Origin of the sequence: Flavobacterium sp. H4147, assembly GCF_029360735.1 — a bacterium.
Lineage (GTDB): Bacteria > Bacteroidota > Bacteroidia > Flavobacteriales > Flavobacteriaceae > Flavobacterium > Flavobacterium endoglycinae.
On the sequence record NZ_JARKNB010000003.1, the window covers coordinates 695,464 to 718,675 of the forward strand.

At 32.9% G+C, this 23,212-nt stretch carries 11 protein-coding genes; 2 read left to right on the top strand and 9 right to left on the bottom strand.

Features of this window, described 5'->3' with window-relative positions; translation table 11 throughout:
• Window positions 1-11: 11 nt before the first annotated feature.
• Together fdhD and P2W75_RS17005 are read left to right on the top strand one after the other, a co-directional pair.
• On the top strand, window positions 12-884 hold the full coding sequence (gene fdhD, locus P2W75_RS17000) for a formate dehydrogenase accessory sulfurtransferase FdhD (protein ID WP_276381400.1): 873 nt from the start codon (window positions 12-14) through the stop codon (window positions 882-884).
• 45 nt (window positions 885-929) lie between these two features.
• Window positions 930-3,296 (top strand): FdhF/YdeP family oxidoreductase, encoded by a 2,367-nt coding sequence (locus P2W75_RS17005; protein ID WP_276381401.1) that lies wholly within the window; start codon window positions 930-932, stop codon window positions 3,294-3,296.
• 214 nt (window positions 3,297-3,510) lie between these two features.
• On the opposite strand, the gene P2W75_RS17010 is transcribed toward P2W75_RS17005, so the two are convergent.
• The 9 genes from P2W75_RS17010 to P2W75_RS17050 all read right to left on the bottom strand — a co-directional run bounded on the left by P2W75_RS17010 (window position 3,511) and on the right by P2W75_RS17050 (window position 23,195).
• Entirely contained in the window at window positions 3,511-4,161 is a 651-nt protein-coding gene (locus tag P2W75_RS17010; RefSeq protein WP_276381402.1) for a 4'-phosphopantetheinyl transferase superfamily protein, read from the bottom strand.
• Between the two features lie 11 nt (window positions 4,162-4,172).
• Window positions 4,173-5,564 carry a hypothetical protein gene (locus P2W75_RS17015; protein ID WP_276381403.1) on the bottom strand — a complete coding sequence of 464 codons (1,392 nt, stop codon included), beginning with the start codon at window positions 5,562-5,564 and terminating at the stop codon, window positions 4,173-4,175.
• Between the two features lie 45 nt (window positions 5,565-5,609).
• Window positions 5,610-7,535, bottom strand: a complete 1,926-nt coding sequence (locus P2W75_RS17020; RefSeq protein ID WP_276381404.1) for an alpha/beta fold hydrolase — start codon at window positions 7,533-7,535, stop codon at window positions 5,610-5,612.
• Window positions 7,536-7,549: 14 nt separating this feature from the next.
• On the bottom strand, window positions 7,550-11,989 hold the full coding sequence (locus P2W75_RS17025) for an amino acid adenylation domain-containing protein (protein ID WP_276381405.1): 4,440 nt from the start codon (window positions 11,987-11,989) through the stop codon (window positions 7,550-7,552).
• Between the two features lie 78 nt (window positions 11,990-12,067).
• Complete coding sequence (locus P2W75_RS17030) at window positions 12,068-13,693, bottom strand: cyclic peptide export ABC transporter (protein ID WP_276381406.1); 1,626 nt, start codon at window positions 13,691-13,693, stop codon at window positions 12,068-12,070.
• 68 nt (window positions 13,694-13,761) lie between these two features.
• Complete coding sequence (locus tag P2W75_RS17035) at window positions 13,762-14,490, bottom strand: alpha/beta fold hydrolase (protein WP_276381407.1); 729 nt, start codon at window positions 14,488-14,490, stop codon at window positions 13,762-13,764.
• A gap of 8 nt (window positions 14,491-14,498) precedes the next feature.
• A complete protein-coding gene (locus tag P2W75_RS17040; protein WP_276381408.1) occupies window positions 14,499-16,886 on the bottom strand; it encodes a TonB-dependent receptor in 2,388 nt (795 codons plus the stop codon).
• Between the two features lie 27 nt (window positions 16,887-16,913).
• Window positions 16,914-21,569, bottom strand: coding sequence for a non-ribosomal peptide synthetase (locus P2W75_RS17045; protein WP_276381409.1), 4,656 nt, complete (start codon window positions 21,567-21,569; stop codon window positions 16,914-16,916).
• A gap of 18 nt (window positions 21,570-21,587) precedes the next feature.
• Entirely contained in the window at window positions 21,588-23,195 is a 1,608-nt protein-coding gene (locus P2W75_RS17050) for an MBL fold metallo-hydrolase (RefSeq protein ID WP_276381410.1), read from the bottom strand.
• Window positions 23,196-23,212 lie beyond the last annotated feature (17 nt).

The window sequence follows — 23,212 nt, forward strand, 5'->3', positions numbered from 1 at the left end:
ATTTCGATGTTATGGAAATACAGTATCCAGAATTAGTTTCCATCAAACAGATGAGTGTGCAAAAAATAAATAACACGTCCATCTCGTCCTTTTTAGATACGCTTTCAGTTGAAGAACCTCTTGAAATTAGGTTGTCGTATGTTTCCAATGCTGAGAGAATCCAAAAAAACATTTCGGTTACTATGCGAACTCCCGGTAATGATGTTGATCTGGCAGTTGGTTTTCTATTTACGGAAGGAATTATTACTTCTTTTGAAAACATAGAGAATGCTTATGGTGTAAAAATGAATTGCGTCTCTCAAAAACAAAATATCGTTCAGGTGGATTTAAAGGAAAATTTCGTTCCAAATCTAATGCAGACAGACCGCAATTTCTATACTACCTCAAGCTGTGGTGTATGCGGAAAAAGTTCTATTGAATCTATAAAAACCGTAAGCCCTTTTATGAATAGAGCACGACCTTCATTTATGATTAAGTCTTCGGTATTTTATCAACTGCCCGAAAAATTAAGAAAGGCTCAAAGCGATTTTGATTCAACTGGAGGACTTCATGCATCAGGTCTTTTCAATATACAAGGCGACTTGATTCTTTTAACTGAAGATGTGGGAAGACACAATGCTTTAGACAAATTAATCGGCAGATCACTTACAAACCGTTTACTGCCATTAAATGAGCACATTTTACTCTTGAGCGGAAGAGCTAGTTTTGAGCTCATTCAAAAAGCGGCAATGGCAGGTATTTCTATTATTGCTGCAATTGGAGCACCGTCTAGTCTAGCCGTCGAACTTGCCGCTGAATTTAATATCACGCTTTTAGGATTTCTCAAAGAAAATAGATTTAACATATACAGTTCTTCTCATCAAACAATCATTGTCACAGATTGAAAGAAATTAGTCCGTATCATGCCATAGCAATTAAACCTAAATGTAATGAAGGAAGATCAACAACAAAATACAGATCATTTAACCAATAAAGTACCTGAAGCGGAAAATCCATACCAGCTTTCCAAACTTAAAGTAACAAAAGTAGAAAAATGGGCTGCAGGTGTTCCGGCTGTAATGGCTGCCATGAGTGATCTAATTGAAGATAAAGCAATTCTTAGAGGTGGTAAAGCTTTATTTAAAATGAATCAGAAGGGAGGTTTTGACTGCTCAAGCTGTGCATGGCCAGATCCAGATGACGATCGTTCTCCTTTAGGCGAATATTGCGAAAATGGAGCTAAAGCTTTAGCAGAAGAAGCCACAACAAAAAAAGTTACCGCTGCCTTCTTTAAAGAAAATTCTGTATATAGTCTTTCACAATTAGATGACTACCAGATTGGAAAAATGGGAAGACTGACAGAGCCTGTATATTTACCTATTGGCGGTACACATTATCAACCCATTAGCTGGGAAGATGCTTTTGCAAAAATTGCTTCTCATTTAAATGCGCTTGAATCTCCCAATGAAGCTGCTTTCTATACTTCAGGAAGAACCAGTAATGAGGCTTCTTTTCTCTATCAGCTATTTGCAAAAGAATTCGGAACTAACAACATGCCGGATTGTTCCAATATGTGCCACGAAACATCTGGAACTGCTTTAAAAACGACAATTGGCATTGGAAAAGGAACTGTTACTTTAGAAGATTTTTATGATACCGATGTAATTGTAATCATCGGACAGAATCCTGGCACTAATGCTCCGCGAATGCTTAGTGCATTAGAAAAAGGCAAAAAAAACGGAGCAAAAATTATTGCCGTTAATCCATTGCCCGAGGCGGGTTTAATGGGATTTCATAATCCGCAGGCCATAAAGGGAATAATAGGTTCTGGTGGAAAACTTACGGATCTTTTTCTTCCCATAAAAATAAATGGCGATATGGCACTTTTAAAAGCTATTGAACTTTTATTAATTGAATTGGAAAAGAAAAATCCGGGTGAAGTTTTTGATCATGAATTCATTAAAGACAAAACAACTGGTTTTGAGAATTTTCAGAAACAATTTGAAAATTTAGATTTAGATCATCTTGCTTTTCTCTCTGGCGTTCCTAAAAATTTAATTATCGAAGCAGCAGAAATACTGGCCTTCAAAAAACGAATTATTATCTGCTGGGGAATGGGATTAACACAGCAGCCTAATGGCGTTGATATGATTAGAGAAATTGTCAATATTTTATTGATTAAAGGAAGTATTGGCAAACCCGGTGCTGGGGTGTGCCCCGTTCGTGGACATAGCAATGTACAGGGAAACAGAACCATGCTTATTGATGAGAAACCTACCAATGAGCAATTAGATCGTCTTCAGGCTTATTTTGGATTTAATCCGCCTAGAAATCATGGCTATGATGTTGTTGGAACAATAAAGGCGATTCACGAAGAAAAAGTAAAATTTATGTTCTGCATGGGTGGCAATTTTTTGTCGGCTGCACCAGATACAACGTATACTGCAGAAGCTTTCCGAAAATTGAAACTACTGGCATGCGTGTCTACAAAACTTAATAGAGGTCATTTAGTACACGGAAAAGAATCTCTTATACTTCCTACACTTTCCAGAAGCGATATGGATATTGTAAACAATGAAGTACAGATTATTAGTACCGAAAACTCTATGGGCGTCGTACAGTCCTCAAAAGGAGTATTAAAACCTATATCAGATCAATTGATAAACGAAATGCAAATTGTCTGCCGTATGGCTATGGCAACGCTTGGAAATAAATCAGTCATAGATTGGCAGCGTTATCACGACAGTTATGATGCCGTGAGAGAAGCTATTGAAAATTGTATTCCAGGTTTTGAAAATTATAATACCAGAGTTCGGGAAAAAGGTGGTTTTTATCTGCCAAATGCTCCGCGACATGGTAAATTCAATGCCAAGGAAGCAGCTGACCGTGCGGCCTTTACTTTGACTGAAATTCCAGATAATGAATTAGAGCCAGATGAATACATGATGGCAACTACTCGAACACATGATCAGTTTAATACCACTATTTATGGTCTAGATGACCGCTATCGTGGTATAAAAAATGAACGACGTGTTATTTTTATGAATCAAAATGACATTGAGAAAGCGGGATTTAAAGCTGGCGATACAGTAGATTTATTTAATTATAATGATGGTGTCGAAAGAATTGCACCTTTATTCATTATTGTTTCTTATCAGATTCCAGAGCGAAATACCGTTACTTATTTTCCTGAAACAAATGTTTTAGTTTCTGTAAATAATGTGGTAAAAGAAAGTAATATGCCGGCCTCTAAATACGTGAAAATAAAAGTAAAAAAACACGATCCCAATATTTATCAAAAGATAAAACACATGTAATTCTCCAATATAAATAGGAAGCGAAAGACTTCTTAAGTTTTCAAGTAAAGCAACTTTAAATCTGCCATTTTAGGCTGAAAGTCTTAATCTCTGATTAGGACTTTTTTATTTTAAGTTGATTTATGCAAAATCAATATTTGAAGGATTTTAATATTTTTCCAATCTGCAATCAATCACAAATACTAAACATAAAATCTGTAAATGAGAAAAAGCGTCACAAATCGCATAATTGAACAATTCTGGGGTTTTCTATTGTTGGATCTAATCCATTTTTAAATGCAATGTGACATCTGTAATTCTGGTCTAAATGAACTTTTTTAAGAAAAAAACTTTCTTTATCAATTACTGTTTTATTATTGATAATTTCAAAAGATTTTAAAGGAATAGAAAGACCTTTTCCATTTGCTTTTATTACGGCTTCTTTCTGTGTCCAATAATCAAAAAAAGCCACTTTGTTATCAACTTCATTCTTTATAAAAGAGAGTTCTCTTTTGGTCATAAGTGATTCATAATCTTCTATCGAAATATCGGATAAAATTTCAATATCAACCCCAATATCAAGGTTTTCCGAAAGCACACAAACTACTATTTCGCCTGCATGAGAAATATTAAACGTAACAGAGCAGTCTGCTAAAAATGGTTTTTGATATCCTGTATAGCTAATAGTTTTATTTTTATACTCTTTATTCTTATTATGAAGTCCTATTTTAAGCAGTAATCTCCCCAAAAGAGACAGCTGAGCATCCTGCCAGCGTTTATAGGCTAATACTTTTTTTTGAAAATCTTCAGGAAAATCATCAAGATACTTTTTTACAAGATATTGATGATTTTCTTCAGATATGTAAGCGTATAGAATTTGGGTCATCAGATTTTATATTATTTATCAGCAACCTCAAAGACTATAGCTTCTACAGCTCCTGTTGCAGAATTAATAACTCCTACATCTGTTTTCACTTCAGACATTCTTACCCAGACTCCTCCATAAGAATCACCAAAACCAAATGCTCCCCAAATAAGTTTATGTGGTGTCCATTCGCTTTGTGCGTTTGGAGCTAGAAAATCAATCGATCCGCTAAATTCCTGAGCAATAAAAGCATTAGTTGCCAATGCTGTATGTATTGCTTCAAGCCATTCGTCATTACTAAGAAATTTTCCAACAAAAACATCTTTGCCTTGATAACCTCTGGCAACTTTAATTACAAATTGGTCTTTATTATTTTTAAGTAATTCTAGTAAATTGTATTCTTTATCTCTGAATATTATGTTTTTGTTTTCTATAAAAGCTGTCCAAGGGATATTTTTGATTATCAGCTGATTTTCTTCAGGCTGAAACTTTCCTGCATATGCTAATTCAAGCAGAACGGCTAGATTTCTTTTATCTCCCATCATTTTAAGTCCAAGATGATCCGGAAAATATACCTTATCTGTTACAAAAGCACGAAATACAGATGTATTTACTTTGATTTCCATTGATAAAACCGTGATACCATGTATTACTACATCTTTAAAACATAAGTTATCTCCAATTAAAACCAGCTCGCTAACATTGCCTGAATACGCTTCTCCCGTAAGTCCTCTTTTGGCAAGTTCTTGTTTAAATAGGTCATTAAAAAACAACAAACTGGTTTGATCTGCAAATTCAGGATCCAGATCGCTTTCATCAAATCCGTTGTCTATAAATATATTTATCGTATCCTTTATCGAAGGGACTTTACTTAAAATTTGTTCTATTAAAAAATTCATATAAATCTTTAAGGTATTTTTTGATTTATACTGATCGTAATTTTCCGTTAGCTCCGAATGAAATTTTCTTATTAAGTTTTCAAAGCTATGAATCTGCCAACCTCCTATTGATGATCCTATATTGGCTTCAAGGATTTTAAATCCATCTTCGGTATACGTAAGATCTAAACGACACCCAGTTTCAATATTTTTTTTATGACACATCATTGCAAATTCTGCCGACATTTCATCTCCTTCAAAATAAAAATCGCGTATTTTTTTTACATTATTATCAAAATACAAAGATGGTATCTGGTGTAGTAACTTGGGAATTGTCAATGACAGGGTCGACAATTCTCTGGCAGTATCACTGTCAATAAGAACTGGCCAGCCTGTTACTGCATATACGTATTCTTTAAACAAATCAGGAACTGATTCGTCATTTGTATTGATTCTTGCCGGAACATTTTGATTATCCTTGAATTCTGTATATTTTTCTGAAATGATTGAGTATTGTGTTGTGATTTCCTGTGTTTCCATATTCATGTAATTACTTAATATTCGATTTTAAAATTGAGGTTGTTGGTAAGATTATAGTATCCCCCAGTAAAGCAGATAAGTAGCCAGCAATACATTTGAAAAAATTACTGTAAAAACAATACTTCTGTCGTTTGTTTTTTTAATTGTAATAATATAGTAGGCAAATGTTAAAGCCAGTAGTATAAAAAAGGTAGATACTAATGAAAATACATAATTAAAGTTTTCCGGCAGACCAAATGCCAAAACAAAAAAGTTCTTTTTTGAAACTTCTAGAATAGCCATAATTAAAGATCCTAAGAGTGAAAGTCCAATTAATGATGTAATAATTATAGCTATTCGCAGAATTTTATCTTGTTTAGTCGTATATATGTTTTTGATTAATTTGATAATGTATACCGCTGCAAATACCAGCATGATTACTAATGCAATTAAGAGCGGAATTAAAAATATAGGATCAGGCTGGCTGATACTTTTACCCGTTACCGAAACACCTTTATTAAGGGTTACGCCTGTTACGATCGCAATCTTTGCTGCTTCATCAAAAGCTTTAGCATTGATTTTCTGTTCAGGGTTATTTATGAATTTTTCTGCTGTTTCACGACCAATTTTGGTAAATGCGGGAACGTGTCCATAAGTTTTGGCTTCTATAAAATGTCCATTTTTAAATCTCTCTGCAACTTTTTGTCCATTATCAAGAGGCGTAATAGGATCAAATTCTCCCGAAAAAACGAGCACAGGATAATCCGCAGAAGAAAGTTTAGAAAGATCATAATGTTTAATTGCATTTGCCGTACGATTGGTATTCCAAGCGCTGCAAACTTTAAAATCTGATTCGTAAAAAGAAATTCCGCCTTTCAATTGTTTATATTCTGCTGTATTTTGTTTGAATTTTGAATAATCATTATTGGGTATGGCTTCGTTACATGTCATACAATAATAGACCCCATAATCCATTCCTAATAAATTTGAAAAAGCACTTACGAGATTCCCTAAAGGCGCTTCTTCCCTTTTATGAAATTGATAAATGAGCAATGGAATAACTTCTACTAATTGTTTGTTGTATAATGCTTGCTGAATGGCCACTTTAAAATCTTCTGCATTGTAGGTAAATTTCCCCGTTGGAATTATCGATTTATCAACATCCACTGTTAATGGTCTCTTTTCTAGATCTGCAATAACGTTATAATAAGTTTGTTCTAGATTTGGATATTGCGCATTAATTTGCTTGTCATTTTTACAAATCTCAAAAACTTTATGCAGGCTGTTCATATAATTCGATGTATTGTTTACATAATAAGTCGAAATATCATACACCGGAGAATCAAGCAATACTGTTTTTATATCTTGTGGATAAGCGTCAGCATACACTTGTGCGATATAAGTTCCGTAAGAAACTCCATAAACATTCCAGTTTTTATATCCCAAAACTGATTTTAATGCATGAAGATCTTGTGCAGTGCTAAGGCTGTTATACGAATCAATATCATATTTTTTATTAAGAAGTTCCTGTTTCATTGACATAACAGCACTTGTCTTTTGTTTTTCATCTTCGGCTCTAGACTGATTTTTAGCCAGAATTGCCAGAAATTTTTCTCCCAGATTTTTAGAAAGTCTAGGTTCTGAATAACCTGTTCCTCTGACATCAAACAGTATGATGTCGTTATTTTTACGAAGCGGATGATCTATCCATGACCAAATATTATCAATACCTCCTGCTCCTGGACCTCCTTGTATAAAGACTATTGCATTTGTGTTTTTAATATTTGAAGTAGTTTTGAGAATAGCAACCGCAATTTTGATTTTCTTTCCATTGCTGCTTTCCCATGTTTCAGGAACATTCAGATATCCCCAATCTATGTTATTAGTTTTTTCAAACTGAAAAAGAAAAGCATCTCTTTTCTCAAAGGTTGCATTTTGTGCATTTATCTTTGAAAATAATAGTATTAAAGTGACTGTGATTATTGATTTTATTTTCATGTGTTTTATTTGATTTAAAAATTAAACCCGATTTGTATTGTTTCCTGCTTTTCAAAATCGAGTTCCGTGTCTAATGATTCAATTGACTGACTACTGTTTCTTAAAATTTCTTCTAGCAGTTTTTCGTACTTTAAACTTATTAGCTGTATGGTTTCTGCTTCGTACTTTGAAGTGCTGTAATTTATTTTTCCCGACAGTTTATTTTTACTTACCTCAAATGTGATTAATAAAGGCAGCCTATTATAACTGGTATTTACAGGTGTTAGATGCAACTGCAAATTGGTATTGACTTTAATGGTCGAGTAATCAAAGGAAGGATTTTGCAAAACCAAAAGTGTGTCTAATCTAAATGTATTTGAAATAGTCTCAGGAACATCTTGATGTTCATCGATCAATAGAAGGTTTTGATGTGTTTCGTTTAAAAAGTCTGCTGCACTTTTTTCTTGATCGATTTTATTTCGCAAAGGCAACGTTTTTACAAACATTCCTAACTGATTTTGCAATTCAGAGTTTGTTCTGCCAGAATTCACAGTTCCTATCGAAAAATCTTCTTTGTCATACATTTTATACATCAAGATGCTGAATGTGCCTGTTAATAATGTATGCAGTGAGATGTTGTGTTTTTGAACAAACTTTTTAATCTCTGGCACATTGATGTTATGATGCACAAATTCATAATCAATACTTTTATGATTATCTTTTTGAAATTGATGATCGTAAGGCAGTGTATTTTTCCATGAATATCCATCGAGATAGGTTTTCCAGAATTTCAGATTTTTCTCTTCCGAGTTTTTTTGCTGTACTTTATTGTACCAAGCAGCATAATCTTTAAACTGAAAATTCAATTTAGAATCATCTACAATTTCATTTTTTTCTATTTTTTTATAATGACTTACAAACTCGTTTATTAAAATTTCCAGCGACCAGCCGTCCATAATAATATGATGTGTGCAAAATACCAGATACGACGAACCATCTGTTTTATGAAATAATCCTACTCGTAATAATGGCGCTTTGTTTAAATCGAATTCTTTATTTATGAAGATTTTAATGGCTTTTTTAATTTCTTTTTTGTCATAAAAAAACTCTTCAACTGGTATTTCATTTTTTTCATAAGAAACAACCTGACTTGGTTTCCCATCGAGCTCAACAAATCCAGTTCTCAGGATTTCATACTTTTTTTGCAATTCTAGAAATACTTTTTCCAGAACTGCTTTGTCAATTTGTCCTTTTATTTTAAAAACGGCAGGCATGTTATACGATACCGATTTTTTAAATTGCTGTGAAGCCAGCCAAATATTGTATTGTGCTATTGTTATGTCATAATACTGACGCTGCTCTAAGGCTTTAATTTCAGACGTTTTGTTCTTTTCTTTTTTCTCCAAATATTTAGACATTGCCTGTATTACTGGATAGTCAAAAATGTCTTTTAATGTAATTTTATAATGAAGGTTTTCTTCAATTTTATTAATAAGTTTTACGGCATTTAGTGAATGTCCGCCCAGCATGAAAAAGTTATCCGTAATACTTAATTCATCTTTTATTTCCAGTATTTCCTGATAATACTTACAAAGTGCAAGTTCTATTTCTGTAGTGGCCTTTTCATGAATTGCATTTGCTTTTTCGGTTGTTATTTTAAATGATGCGAGTGCTTTTCTGTCAATTTTTTTATTTGGCGTTAACGGAAATTCATTGAGAGGGATTACTGCATGCGGAATCATATATTCTGGTAGTTCATCTCTTAAAGCAGTTATAACAGAAGAATAATCGAATAGTTCTTTTTCTATAATTAAAAAAGCAATCAATACGGCTCCTTGTTCTTGATTTTTCTGAGCAATTACAACCGAATCTTTTACGTTTTTAATCTGATTCAATTTGGTCTCGATTTCTCCCAATTCGATACGATATCCTCTTATTTTTACTTGATTATCGTTGCGGCCTAGAAATTCAATTTCGCCCTTATTGTTCCATTTACCAATATCGCCTGTGTTATAAATTCTTTTACTGCTGTCAAAAGGACTTTGAACGAATTTTTCTAAAGTCAGTTCTTCATTTTTATAATATCCAAGCGCCAGTCCGTCTCCGCCTATGTAAATAGTTCCTGGAACATGTAATGGCAAAAGCTGCATGACATCATCTAAAATATAAAACTGGGTATTGTTAATTGGCTGACCAATATTTGAAGCTTCTTTTGCATGGGTTACCTGCTTACAACTCGACCATATGGTAGTTTCGGTAGGACCGTACATATTCCATAATTCATGATTGGTTTCCAATAGCTTTTGGGCAAGGGCTTCGCTTAACAAATCTCCTCCGCATAAAATTTTAACCTTCTTATTTCCATTCCATCCGGCATTATACAGCATCTGAAAAAAACTTGGTGTCGCTTGAATAACAGTAACTTTTAAATCTTTAATTTTTTGAATTGTATGTGCCGGATCGGATAAAAGTTCCTGATCAGCGATGTATAATTTGGCTCCCGCAATAAGTGGTGTAAAAAATTCGAGTATTGAAATATCAAACGACTGCGTTGTTACTGAAAACAAGTAATCATTTTGGTCTATTTTAGGCTGGTTTTCGATGCTGATTAAGAAATTGCATAACGATTTATGGCTTATCGCCACACCTTTTGGATTTCCAGTCGATCCTGATGTATAAATAATATAGGCTCCTGCCGAAGAGGAAACTTCATCTAAAACAATTGGTTCTGTGATTTCTTGTTTTAAAAGAAGATCAGCATCTATAATTTCACAATCTATGTTTAGGTTTTCTTTTAAATTTTGTGTTGCGATAATTTGATTAACACCGCTATGTTTAATAATATATTCTAAACGATCTTTAGGAAAAGATGGATCCAGCGGGATGTAAGCACAACCCGATTTTAATACTCCAAGCAAAACCGCTGTAAGTTCTGCAGAACGGTTCATTAAAACTGCAACTGCTGTATTTGATTTTCTTGTTTTTTGTTTAATGCAAAAAGCTATTTTATCTGATAATTGTGCAAGATCACGATATGTATAATTTACTTTTTCATCTACTAATGCTGTCTTATCAGGATTTTTATTTACCTGATTATTGAAGAGACTAACAACTGTTTCATTTTCCGGATAATCGAATGATGTTTTATTGAAATCATAAAGTAATTGATGTTCCTCTGCTTCTGTAAGATATTGGTATTGAGAAAGTTTTTCTTTAGTAGTGTGAATTACTGTCGTAAGCAGATTTTCAAAGTGTGCTGCTACTTTGGTTATCTCTGTTTCGTCGAAGTAATTTACATTGTAATCAAAATCGATCTTAATATCTTCAGATTCATCAAATTCTCTGATATAAATTGCCAGAGCTACACGTTCTGAATGATTTGAAAGTGGGATTACGGTTGTCTGTGTATTGATAAAATGATCTGAATAATTTTGTTTTTCATACGACAATGTCATATTAAACAATCTGTCTTTTTCATAAAATAAATCAAGTTCTTTCACAATTTTCCCTAACGGAAATCTCTGATGACGGTAATCTTGTCTTAATTGTTGTTTGATATTTTTAACAAGGTCTTCAAAAGTATCATTCAAATCAAACTGCATTCGTAACGGAGATACTCCCATGAACAAACCAACGGTTTTTTTAAATACCGATTTACCTCTGTTTAAGACAGGAAGCCCAATTGCAAAATCTTTATTTTGGTGTTTTCTTCCAAAATAGAGGTATAAAATTCCTAGGATTACATGAAATGTTGTCGCTCCTAATTCTTTTCCTGTCCTTTCTAGTTCATTATAAATCGAACGCGATATGATAATTTCTTTTCTTTTACTTTGATTTGTCTTATCGTGCTGATTAATTTTTTCAAAAAGCTTCTCAGGAAGATGACTGAATTTTGTTTTCCAATACAGCTTATCTTCTTCAAAACTTTGCGATTCTGAATAGGCTTTGTCGTCTTGAATAAAATCCTGATAGGTAAATGGGTATTCAGTTTTTATTTCTCCAAATTTTGAAAGTTCATTATAGTTTTTTACAAGTCTTTGGAACATTAATGAAGTTCCCCATCCATCTGTAATAATGTGATGGTAAACAGAAAACAAATAATGAAATTCTGAATCTACTTTGATTAAAATAAACTTGTGCAGTAATTCATCCGCTTTTAATTCGAAAGGGATTTCGAATTGTTGCTGCATGAATTCATTTGCTTCTTTATCTGGATTTTCAGATGAAGAAAAGTCAAGAAATTTTAATTCAGAAACATATTTTTCTATAGTGTGCATGGTAACTTCATCTGATGATAAATCCATACTGCTTCTGTAGGTGTCATGCTGGTTTATGAGTTCCAGATAAGCCTTATTTATTATATCGTAAGCTATTTTTCCTTTAATAATTATTTTTGCCCCAATATTGTAAATAGGGTCTTCGGGAAACATAAGCTGTTCAAAATATACATCTTGTTGTGGTAGCGTGAGTTTCATTTTTTTAGTAATTAAAGAATTAGAAAATTGCGTAATCACATACTCAAATCGTTTTTAGGATTTGATTTTTAAGAAGACTTAAACCCAGAAATTTTCTGCAAGCTCTTCTTTTGAGGTCGTTTTTATATCTTTTACAATAGTTCCGTAATCAAATTTTATGATTCGGTCAGCTAAGTGAAAGTAAGCATCGTCGTGGGTTACAGCTATAATGGTTTTACCTTCTTCTTTAAATCTAGGCACCAATTCTTCATAGAAGTATTTTCTGAAATGAGGGTCTTGATCAGCCGCCCACTCATCTAAAACCAAGATTGGTCTTTTTTCTAATAAGGCAAATATCAGCGACATACGTTTGCTTTGTCCTTTAGAGAATTTTCTTCTTACCGTTTCGTCTTTATCATCTGTAATGATTTTATCCATTTCCATTGTTTTCAATAGTCCTGAATAAGAGTGATTACTTTCTAAAGCATAATTGTCGTAGTTTTTAGAAAACAAATGGTTGTCTGTAAATACTGCGGCAACCAAGTCTTGGAAGGATAAAGAATCTTCTTCGTCATTGATTATGATTTTACCATCTGATGGAGGATAAAGTCCAGTAAGGACGTTAATAAAGGTACTTTTTCCTGATCCGTTTCCGCCAACAACAAAAATGGTTTCTCCTTTATTAATATTTAAATTTAAAGGCCCAAGCTTGAATAAAGAATCACTGTCGGCATTTGGATAGGCAAACGTAATGTCTTCAAAACGCAGGGATTCAAATTCATTTTCGACTTTGCTAGTTACGATTTCCTCGTTTCCATCAACTTCAAAATCTTTCATGAATTTTGAAATTCGGGTATTGGCTACAAAGAATCTTGTATAAAGCTGCTGCAGGTTTATGATGTTGTTAATTGGACCAGAAATAAAAAGTATGATTACTACATAAGCGATTACATCTTCTCTGGTAAGGAGATTAAAGGCCGGCAAGACAAATAAAATAACCGAAACCACAAAATACAATCCGTACTGGCTGATAAGGTTAATAGAAAGAAACACATAGTTGATATTGAAATCTAAGTTCATAGCTGCATCTCGGTTTGGCACAATGAACTTGTTCATTAAGTTTTCTCTTCTTATAAAATTAATTTTAAGCTCTTTAAATCCTCTTATAACGTCATCAACAGATTTGTAATAGCCATCATTATATTCTCGTAATTCGTTTACTCTTTTTGACATTGTATTCATGACAATAAAGTAACATGCTCCTACCATAACAATTAAAGCTACTACGATTAATGCGGAAACAAAAGAGAGTGTAAACATATAAATGAGACACAAAACAAGCATTAATAACGAATTTATGGTATGCGTTACAGTATAAGGAAGCAGCGAAAAAGTCCGTAGGTCTTCGACCACTGTATAAAATCGCTGTGAGCCATATTGTTCTAGTCTAAGCAAGGGAACATTTAAAATTTGTCTGAAAATATTCTTTTCATTTTGGTACAACATATTAAAAGAAAACTTATTCAATTTCTTCTGAAATATTATGTTCAACAAATACGTGTATACAAGAATTGCTGTAAAAACAATTCCCATATATCCAGTAAGAAACTGTTTGTTTCCTGCCATTACATTATTGATAATGTATACTATTGCAAATGTTAACAGCGTATTTGGCACAGCATACAACAATAAATAGATAATTTGTCTCTTTTTTATTTTTAACATCTTGATAGTATTAAATGGTTAGATTGTATAATTTGATTCTCTACGTTTTTGATATGGATGATTTTGCTTTAAACTTCCTGCAGGTTCATTTGTGTCAAAAACGACTCTTTTAATATGGCTGCCATTTCGGCCGCATGATCGTAAATAAAAAAATGACTTCCTTTTAAGATTTTGTAATCAAAAGCAGCATTGGTGTATTGATGCCAGTTTTTAATGTCATCACAATATTCTTCTTCAGATCCCATTACGGCATAAATTGGTGCTTTGATGGTGTGGTGTTGCCGATGGTATTTTTTTTCTATACATTCAAAGTCAGCCCGCATTATAGGAGCAAAAAACTCATACAACTGTTTATTAGTGAGTACTTCTTCAGGAATTCCTCCTAGACTTCGCAGCTCTTCTTTAAATTCGAAATCGTCTAATAAATATCTTATTAGGTCTCTTTTTTTCTTTACTCCAGGTCCTGGATTTCCAGAAACAACAAACCGTTTTGGGAAATAGCCGTGTTCTTCAAGCTTTGCGACTACATTAAATCCTAATGAAGCTCCCATGCTATGACCATAGATTATAAAGGGAGCTCCATTATTCAAACTAACAATTTGCCTGCAGTAATCATTTATAGCTTCTTCTCTTGATTTTAATAGTTCTTCTTCAAATCGTTTTCCTCTACCTGGCAGTTCAAGAGGAATAAAATCGATATTGGCATCAAAATGCTTTTTAAGAAAATCAAAAGAATAACAGCTGCCTCCAGCAAAGTGGAGTAAAAACAGCTGATATTTGTTTTCTTTACTTTTCATAATCTTATTTAGTTACTTCTTCTTCTTATCTCTTCATTCCCAAAATTTCTATCTTTTTTAGAAACCTTATCGTTTCCTAAATTATAAGACAGTGACAATCTGAAATAACGGTTGCTTGGATAGGAAATAAAACTTTGATTAATTCCATTTACTTTTGAAAAGGCATAACTTGGGCTTGAATTGAATACATCGTTTACTCCCGCCGTTAAATTAACCCCCTTAAGTAATGATTTAAAAACAACTGCCATATCAAGTGAGTTTGATGCAGAATAATGAAACAAGACGTTGTTGTACGCTGAATCGTACCAGAAATTAACTTCTCCAACTATTGATTTTGATTTGTTAAATGTTATGACATTATTAATTGAAAAGCGAAATTCAAAACCTTTCATTAAATCAACATCCACCGTAGGATCTGTTTTTTTTGAATCATTGTAGTTAATGAACAAATTACTGTCTGTTTTCCACCATGGGGTTATATCCAGCTGATAGTTTTCTGTTAATGAATAATTGTATTCTGTAAAAAAGTTTCTAAAAACTATCGTTTGTTCATTGGTGGTTTTATCGACTTCTGGAATTACACTGTAAGAGTTGCTCGTAACACTGAATGAAAATTTGGTTGACAAATTATTTTTGTAGGTATGAGATAACTCTACATTGTCACTGTAGGAAGGCAGTAAATACGGATTTCCTATAGAAGAGACCTGACTATTAATAAAATAACGTGCTGGATTTAATTGTCTATAACCAGGTCTGTTGATACGTCTGCCATAATTTACAACAAAAGTGTTGTTTTCATTTTTAGCATATGAAAGGTAAAATGTTGGGAATAGTTTTTCGTATTTATTAATATATTCAGGCGGATCTGCTTGTTTTGAAACTCCTTTTGTCTGTGTAAATTCACCACGAAGTCCAAACTGAGCTTCCCATTTATCATTTATTTTTTTTGAACCGTTTATATAAACCGACTGTATGTTTTCATCAAAATCAAATTGATTGGACTGCAGGGGATTAAGCACTGGAGTTCCTGTAATAGTATTGTAGTTGTATAACTGATAATTGGTTTTACTAAAACTTGCTTTTCCTCCATAAGAAAGTTTTGCCCATTCTATTGGATAATCTACATCTATTTTTGCACTATAATTGGTAATATCTTGTAAAGAATTCCCTAGATTGGCAAAATCAACATTTAAAAAGTTACCATCAGGATCGTAATTATTAGACAATATTTCGCTGTCTCTTCTGCTGTTGTAATCTAGAATATCAAAATTAAAAACAATCTTTCTGCCTAATGTATCTAGTTTTTGATCTATGTAGACATTAAAAATAGAATTGTTTTTATTGTCTTTAGTCTCCACATTTCCAAGCAGATAGTTGGTTAGTTCATTATTACTATCAAAAAGTGTTGTTTTTACATTGTCGGTTGTAGTTGGCATGATTATCATACGCAGGTATTGCACACCCACTCTAGTATTTTTTGTAAAATCGTAATCAAGCATCAGTCTGGTAGAAAAGTCATTTTTCTTTTCTTTTTGTTTACTGATTAGCTTTAAAGGACTGTCTTCAAAATCTATTGTAGTTCTTTCTTCTCTATAGAATGCTCCTGAGTTATTAACTCCGCTAATTAAGAAACTTAGTTTATCGCGCTGGTAGCTAAAACTGTTTCTAAAAGTTCTCCAACCATATTTTGCTTGGTTTTCTACCAGCGACATGTTGTTGCTCCAAGAATCTTTTTTAATTTTTTTATAAATGATATTAATTACGCCGCTGTTCCCCTGCGCTTCATATTTAGCCGAAGGGTTGGTTATAATTTCTATTTCTTTCACATCACTTGCTGATAGTGATTTTAAGAAGTTATTTAAATCTTCACCTGTCAGCTGTATCATACGACCGTCTATTGAGATCATAACACCGCTTTTTCCAAGCATTGAAATCTGATCATTTCGTACCACTAAACCTTGTGTTTTGCTAAGTGCTTCAAAAATATTTCCTGTGCTTGTAATGGGGCTTCTATCGATGTTAACAACCGTTTTATCGATTTCTCTTCTAATTTTTGTTGGTGTAGAATTGATAACCACTTCGCTCAAAGCATTTTCTTTTTGAACTAATACTATTGGCTCTACTACTAATGGCTGTTTTAAGTCAATTTTTTTGGAAAAACTGACATAATCAAGATGGTTTACGTTTAAATTATATAATCCGGCTTTTGCTTCGAGTTCAAAGTTACCATCGGCTCCACTAACGGTTTGACTAACAATTTGGGCTTTATCATTCGTGAGTACAACATCTGCATGTGGCAATACGGCTTTGTCACTTTTGATTACACCACTTATTTTTATTTGGGCAATACAAAAAAATGGGCTTATAATTAAAACTAAAAGGATGATTTTTCTCATTGTATTTTCTATTCTATTTATAATCTTTTATACCTGTCCTCCTACTTTAAGGCTTTGGCATTCATTAATAAAGTCTAAAAATTCTTCGGTATATTTTTCAAGAGATAATACGGTTTCATTTTCTTCGTAAAACGTTTTTTTAGAAACTAACTTTAGTATTATCCCATTCAAATACTGGTTACAAACCAAGCTTAAATCACAAATTGCATCTGATTTTGAATTTGACTTGCGGAATTTTTCTCTAAAATCTATATTGGCTATTTCTGTTTCTGAAACCAAGAAGTTTAAAAATCCAATAATATTAGTATCCAGATCGATTCCTGAAGCATTTCTAAAATCCTCACGTATTGTTTCATAAGGGATTGTCTCTTCTATCCTATCATTTAAATATTGCAGATAATTATTCGTGATAAATTCTGTACTAAGATTAAAATCACTATCAAAATAATTTCGTATCAAAACATTGTCAATTACTCCCAGTATTTTAGCTGTTTCGAGTCCCTTAAACTTCTGTTCTCTATTATTAATAAAGACTTGATACAGTTTTTTGTTTTCGTTTCCTGCTTTATTAAGGATCATTAAGAAAAAAGCATTGAAAAGTGCGCTGAGTGGCAAATTCAATTCTGTACTCAACTCTTGTACTTTTTTAAAATCTTTTCCTGATATAATCAATTCCTGATCTACATAATCTTCTTTTTCGGCTGTGTTTGATATATGGTCAACAAGAACTTGTTTCTGCAGATAATTTGTCCATGATGCTCTTTTTTTCAAGCTTTCTTCTGTATTTAAATACTCTTGCTGCTGAGTTATAAATTCGAAAGGATGATGGTATTCTTCGATATTTATGCCTTTTTGAAAAAAAGAAACCGCTTCTTTCAGAATAGTATCTGTTGTATAAGCATCTGCCAGCGAATGATGAATGGCTACTGCTGCCAAAGTTTCGTTACGAACAGGGCTTGGCACGACAAAAACTCTGATTAATTCTCCAGAAGTCAGATTAAATGGCTGTTCTAACAAAAACTGCTGCGCTTTTTTGTAGATTTCTTGTTCTTCAGTAAGTGTCGTTTCATTAGCCAAAACCTTAATTTTAGTTTCTTCAGCAGTAATGTATCTTTGAAAAATAGTGCCGTTAATTTCTTCGTATCTTACAGTAAGATTAGGAAAGTGCGACAGAAATTTTCTAAATTCATTTTCAAATTGTGATACATCTTTGTAAGGAACATTAAAGTTTAAGGTTACCGCAGAGTATTTCATTTTGTAAAATCTCTTTTGGTTTGGCGATAATTCGACTGCATCTCCAACTGTCCATTTTTTTTCTTCTTTAACAATATCAGACTCATTTTCAAATGCCGTATTTTCATTTTGATTTTGATTGATAAATTTTGCCAAATCTTCGATCACTGGATTCTTCAATATGTATTCGATCTTTAGTAAATATCCTTTTTGCTTAAGACGTGAGATAATTGATATCGCTTTGATAGAATCTCCTCCAAGACTGTAGAAGTTATCTTTGATTCCGATGTTGTTACATTTTAAAATTTCCTCCCAAACTGAGACAAGCACTTTTTCTTCTGTGCTTTCTGCTGGTACATATTCCGTTTTAATTAAATCTGCATCTCTAACATCTGGTAATGCTTTTTTATCGACTTTTCCATTTATGTTAAGCGGAATTGATTTTAATTCGACATAATAGGCTGGCAGCATATAATCTGGCAAAACTTTGACCAAAGAAGATTGTATATTCTTTTTATCCAATACTGAATCAGTCACATAATAAGCAACTAATGATTTTTCTCCGTCTTTTTCTTTCACAGCAACTACAGAATGCTTTACGCCATTAACTGCATTGATATGATTTTCGATTTCGCCTAATTCAACTCTGTGGCCTCTAATTTTTACTTGATCGTCAATTCTTTCCACAAACTCGACAGTTCCGTCAGAAAGCCATTTTCCTAAATCACCAGAACGGTACATTAATTCTCCTTCTTTAAAAGGATTTGGAATAAATTTATCTGCCGTTAAATCTGGACGGTTTAAATAGCCTTTTGCCAAACCTGCTCCTCCAATGTAAATTTCTCCCGTAACTCCAATTAATGATGGAGTTAATGATGCATCTAAGATGTATATCGCAGTATTTGCGATAGGCTTACCTATAGAAATCACAGGAGATTTTAATTGGCTTCCTTTTTCAACTTTTAAAATAGTAGCACAAATACTAGTTTCTGTTGGCCCATAAGCATTATAAAAAGTTCCGAATTTTAAGTATTCCTGTACTTTATCATAAACTGCAGATTCTCCTGCGGTTATCAGAAATTTTAAATCTTTTAGACTTTCAATATTTACCAGTTTAAAATAAGCCGGCGTTAGTGTTGCAATATCAATTTTATGATTGACAATGTATTTTTCAAACAACTTCACGTCTAGGCGTGTTTCATCATTCATAACGTACAAGGTGCATCCTGACAAAAGTGTGATGAAGATTTCTGAAATTGAAGCATCAAAAGAAAAAGAGGCAAATTGCAGACTGTTTGAACAATCTTTAAGTCCAAAAATATCGATCTGAGATAATATAGTGTTTACAATTCCTGCATGTTCGATAATAACTCCTTTTGGATTTCCGGTTGAACCTGAGGTATAAATTACGTATGCTGTATCTTGTGGGGATAATTGTAGTTGTTCGTATTCTATTTCTTCAGTACTGTCAAATTCTACATCAATAGAAAAAACAGTCCCGTCGTAAAAGTTTAGATCAAACAGAAATAAAGTTTCTGTAATTAATAATTTAAAATCAGCATCTTCAAAAATAAATGCTTTTCGGTCTTCTGGAAGCTGAGCATCAACTGGAACATAAACACCGCCAGCTTTTAAAACTCCTAAAATTGAAATTATAGACCATTCGCTTCTGTTTAACTGAATGCCTACATAATCTCCAGTAATGATATTATATTCTTTAACTAATTTAGAAGCCAGACGATCCGATAATTGATCTAGTTCTTTATAACTAATGCTTTTATCTTCAAAAACCAAAGCCGTCGTATCAGGCGTTTTTTGAGCCTGATCTTTAAACAAACTAACTAAAGTGTTTTCTTTAGCAAAAGCCGTTTCGGTTTGGTTAAATCCGTAAACTAAATCAAATTTTTCTTCATCAGTTAAATAATTCAAATCATTAATGAGCACATTTGGATTTTTTACTACAGCAGCCAAAAGTTGTTTAAAGTGCTGCATGAAACGAACTATCATTTCTGATTCGTAAACGTCTTTGTTGAAATTTACCATAAACGATAAATATTCTCCGGTTTCCTGAAAATGAAACTCGATATCCTGTTTGCATTTACTTTCTCCCAAATTCTGGATCATCGTACTGTCGATGTTATCACTGCTATGACCTTCAGAAATGTTATGAAAAGTAAGGGAAATATCAAACAATGGACTTCTGGCAGGATCGTAATCTACCTGAAGATCATTTACCAACATTTGAAAAGGATATTCTTTATTGTTAAATGCGGCAAAAGTATTTTCCTTTAATTTTTGATAAAATTGATTAAAGGTATCTTCATTATCAATATAATCTCTTAATGCCAATGGCTTAATATAATACCCTATCTGGTTTTGCAGGTTAAAATCGTCACGGTTTACAATTGGAAAACCTATTGTGATGTCTCTTTCATTAGTATACTTAAATAGCAGTATTTTTAAAACAGCGATAATCGACATAAAAAGGGTTCCGCCTTCTTTTTGAAGATTTTCTTTCAGTGCCAAAAGATCATTTTTAGCAATATAGCCCTGAAACTGTTGTCCGTTATAGGTTTTCAATTTAGGTCTTTGCTTGCTGGAAGGAAGGTTAATACGCGGAATATCTCCTGCCAATTTTTCGATCCAGAACTTTTTATAGTTTTCCATTTGGCCATTCTCAAACATTGCATTTTCCCAAACAGCGTAATCTTTATATTGATTGTCCAATTCTGGAAGATTATGCGGTCTGTTTTCCAGATAGGAATTGTAAATGGTAAGCACTTCTTTTTCTAAAATGTCATTCGACCAGCCATCACTTATAATGTGATGCAGATTATAATAAAAGTAAAAGCTTTGATCTGCAGTCTGCAGGGTTGCAATTCTTAACAGAGGGCCTTTTTCTAAATCAAAAGGTTTATAGGAATCATTTTGTATGTATTCAAATACTTCTGTCTGCCAGTTTTCACTGCCTCTAAAATCAATATTTTGAATGTTTAAATTTAAAGCAGCACTGTCTAAAACAAACTGTCTTACTTCTCCATTTTCATTGGTTTTAAATACAGTTCGTAAAATTTCATGTCGGTCAATTACGGCTTTTACGGCTTTATTTAAAATTACGATATCTTGTATTCCTTCTAATAATTTATAAGAGGGAATATTGTAGGCAGCTGAAGCAATTTCATCCTGACTTACAATCCATAGTGATTTTTGTGCTGACGATGTCACATAACTGTCTGAAAGCGGTGCTTTTTCTATTTTTTTTATCACTTTATTTTCAGACGATTCCAGATAGGTAATTATATCTTTCTTATGCAGTTTTATTTCTTCAACAAGATCAGATGGTATTTTTCCCTGTTTAACCGTGATCTCTAATTCCTTATTGTTGTTTACTTTAAGAAAAATATCTTTCTCTCTTAATTTACCTAATAAATTTTTGATTGAATGTGCCATGCTAAATATTTTACTTAATTAATTATATTCTATTGTTTTTTCTCCAAACAGACGTTCTGCATCAATTCCGCGTTCTATACATTCCTGGATTAATCGGTTTGATTCAACAATAGGTCGTGATTCGTCTGTGTATTTTATAGAGCTGATAAAAACAAGCCACGGCTCTAATCCCATAGCATAGACAAATACATTTTTAGGTTTAAAAATATCAACAAGTGATTTACCTTGTTCAAAGTCACATCCGGCTAATCTTCTTGATAGATCTTTATTTCTTTCTAATTTTTCGGGCATTAAAGGTCCATATAACCATGTAAGTGGTGCTCCATCACATTCCATTCCTAAGAACAATACATCTATATCACCAAGCACGCGGTGAATGTGCTGGTAAATTGCAGGCTCAATATTGCAGGAATCTGCTGCAAATAATATTTTCAAATCGTTGTGCAGTGCAATATGGTAACATAATTTACTTCTAACATCTAAATCTGAATGTTCTCCTAAAAATGGAATTCCTGTTATGGTGCAATCCTGCATGTCAATACTTTCCATATCATCAAGTTCGATCACATTATTAAAGCCAATTGTATTGAACATTAGTTTTAAGTTCGGGTCTTGCAAGCTTCCTTTACCACTGCTTGGAACAATGATATTTTTTATACGGTGACGCAGCTGTAATAAGGTTTCTAATAAAATATGATCCTGATGATTGTGGGTAATTAAAACATAATCTATTTCGTCTGGTAAATCATTGATTGTATATCGGTTTACTTCGGTTTCATAGCCATCATAACTGATTACTGGATCTACTAAAAAGGATACTTTACTCGTTTCTACCAATACACAGGCGTGTCCAAAATATCTTGTTCTTACACCGCTTCCTGTGTAGTGTTTAAATTCTACCGGAGCTTCTTTCGTAAAGAATTGTTTGAACAAAGGTTCTTGTTCTGTAGTTATTCCTAATTTTTCCTTGATGGTGTTATAATCGCCTGGAGTTTTCTTCATTTTAAACAACTCATCAATTACTTCTGATTTAAAAGGAATATGCAGGTGAATTAAATTATCATCATTAAGTCTTGGTGTACTCAATACAAATGATCTTGAATCATCTGCTTCTACTAACTGCAAAGAGATAGACTGTGCCGCTTCGTCATAATATTCACTTTTATAAAGTAAGTATTCAAATAATCTAAAATTAGGATTGTTGTTCAAATCGTAGATTAATTCTACATATCCTCTTAAAATTGGCGGTACTTTTTCATATAAAGTATTTAATGAATATCCTTTAGCTTCGTTTTGAAGCATTCTATTTAATTCCATTAATGCGTTTCCAAATTCTAGTAATGAAGCTCTTTTATCTAAAGTTTCATCATAAAGTCCCTTAATTTCGTCGACTCTTCCTCCCTCATAATCAATAAAAGGTCCTCCAAGCATTTTAGGATTCTGAACTGCTGCGGCGTGTATTTTAGGATTTTTAATATAGGATTCCATAATTTTAAGATGCCTGTCCTGTACATTCAATGCTGCAGTTGCAGGTGAAACCAAATGCGACCATGCGTACCATCTGTCTATTAATGCTTCTATTGCTACGTTTAACTTTAAGTAATAAGTATTTTCGTTTAATTCCATTTTTATAGTTTCTAAGT

What these genes read in the sequence shown, in the direction of transcription:
- P2W75_RS17035 (WP_276381407.1), bottom strand. Translation starts at nt 14,490, where the DNA reads ATGAAAAGTAAAGAAAACAAATATCAGCTGTTTTTACTCCACTTTGCT.
- P2W75_RS17045 (WP_276381409.1), bottom strand. Translation starts at nt 21,569, where the DNA reads ATGGCACATTCAATCAAAAATTTATTAGGTAAATTAAGAGAGAAAGAT.
- P2W75_RS17030 (WP_276381406.1), bottom strand. Translation starts at nt 13,693, where the DNA reads ATGTTAAAAATAAAAAAGAGACAAATTATCTATTTATTGTTGTATGCT.
- P2W75_RS17005 (WP_276381401.1), top strand. Translation starts at nt 930, where the DNA reads ATGAAGGAAGATCAACAACAAAATACAGATCATTTAACCAATAAAGTA.
- P2W75_RS17050 (WP_276381410.1), bottom strand. Translation starts at nt 23,195, where the DNA reads ATGGAATTAAACGAAAATACTTATTACTTAAAGTTAAACGTAGCAATA.
- fdhD (WP_276381400.1), top strand. Translation starts at nt 12, where the DNA reads ATGGAAATACAGTATCCAGAATTAGTTTCCATCAAACAGATGAGTGTG.
- P2W75_RS17010 (WP_276381402.1), bottom strand. Translation starts at nt 4,161, where the DNA reads ATGACCCAAATTCTATACGCTTACATATCTGAAGAAAATCATCAATAT.
- P2W75_RS17015 (WP_276381403.1), bottom strand. Translation starts at nt 5,564, where the DNA reads ATGAATATGGAAACACAGGAAATCACAACACAATACTCAATCATTTCA.
- P2W75_RS17040 (WP_276381408.1), bottom strand. Translation starts at nt 16,886, where the DNA reads ATGAGAAAAATCATCCTTTTAGTTTTAATTATAAGCCCATTTTTTTGT.
- P2W75_RS17020 (WP_276381404.1), bottom strand. Translation starts at nt 7,535, where the DNA reads ATGAAAATAAAATCAATAATCACAGTCACTTTAATACTATTATTTTCA.
- P2W75_RS17025 (WP_276381405.1), bottom strand. Translation starts at nt 11,989, where the DNA reads ATGAAACTCACGCTACCACAACAAGATGTATATTTTGAACAGCTTATG.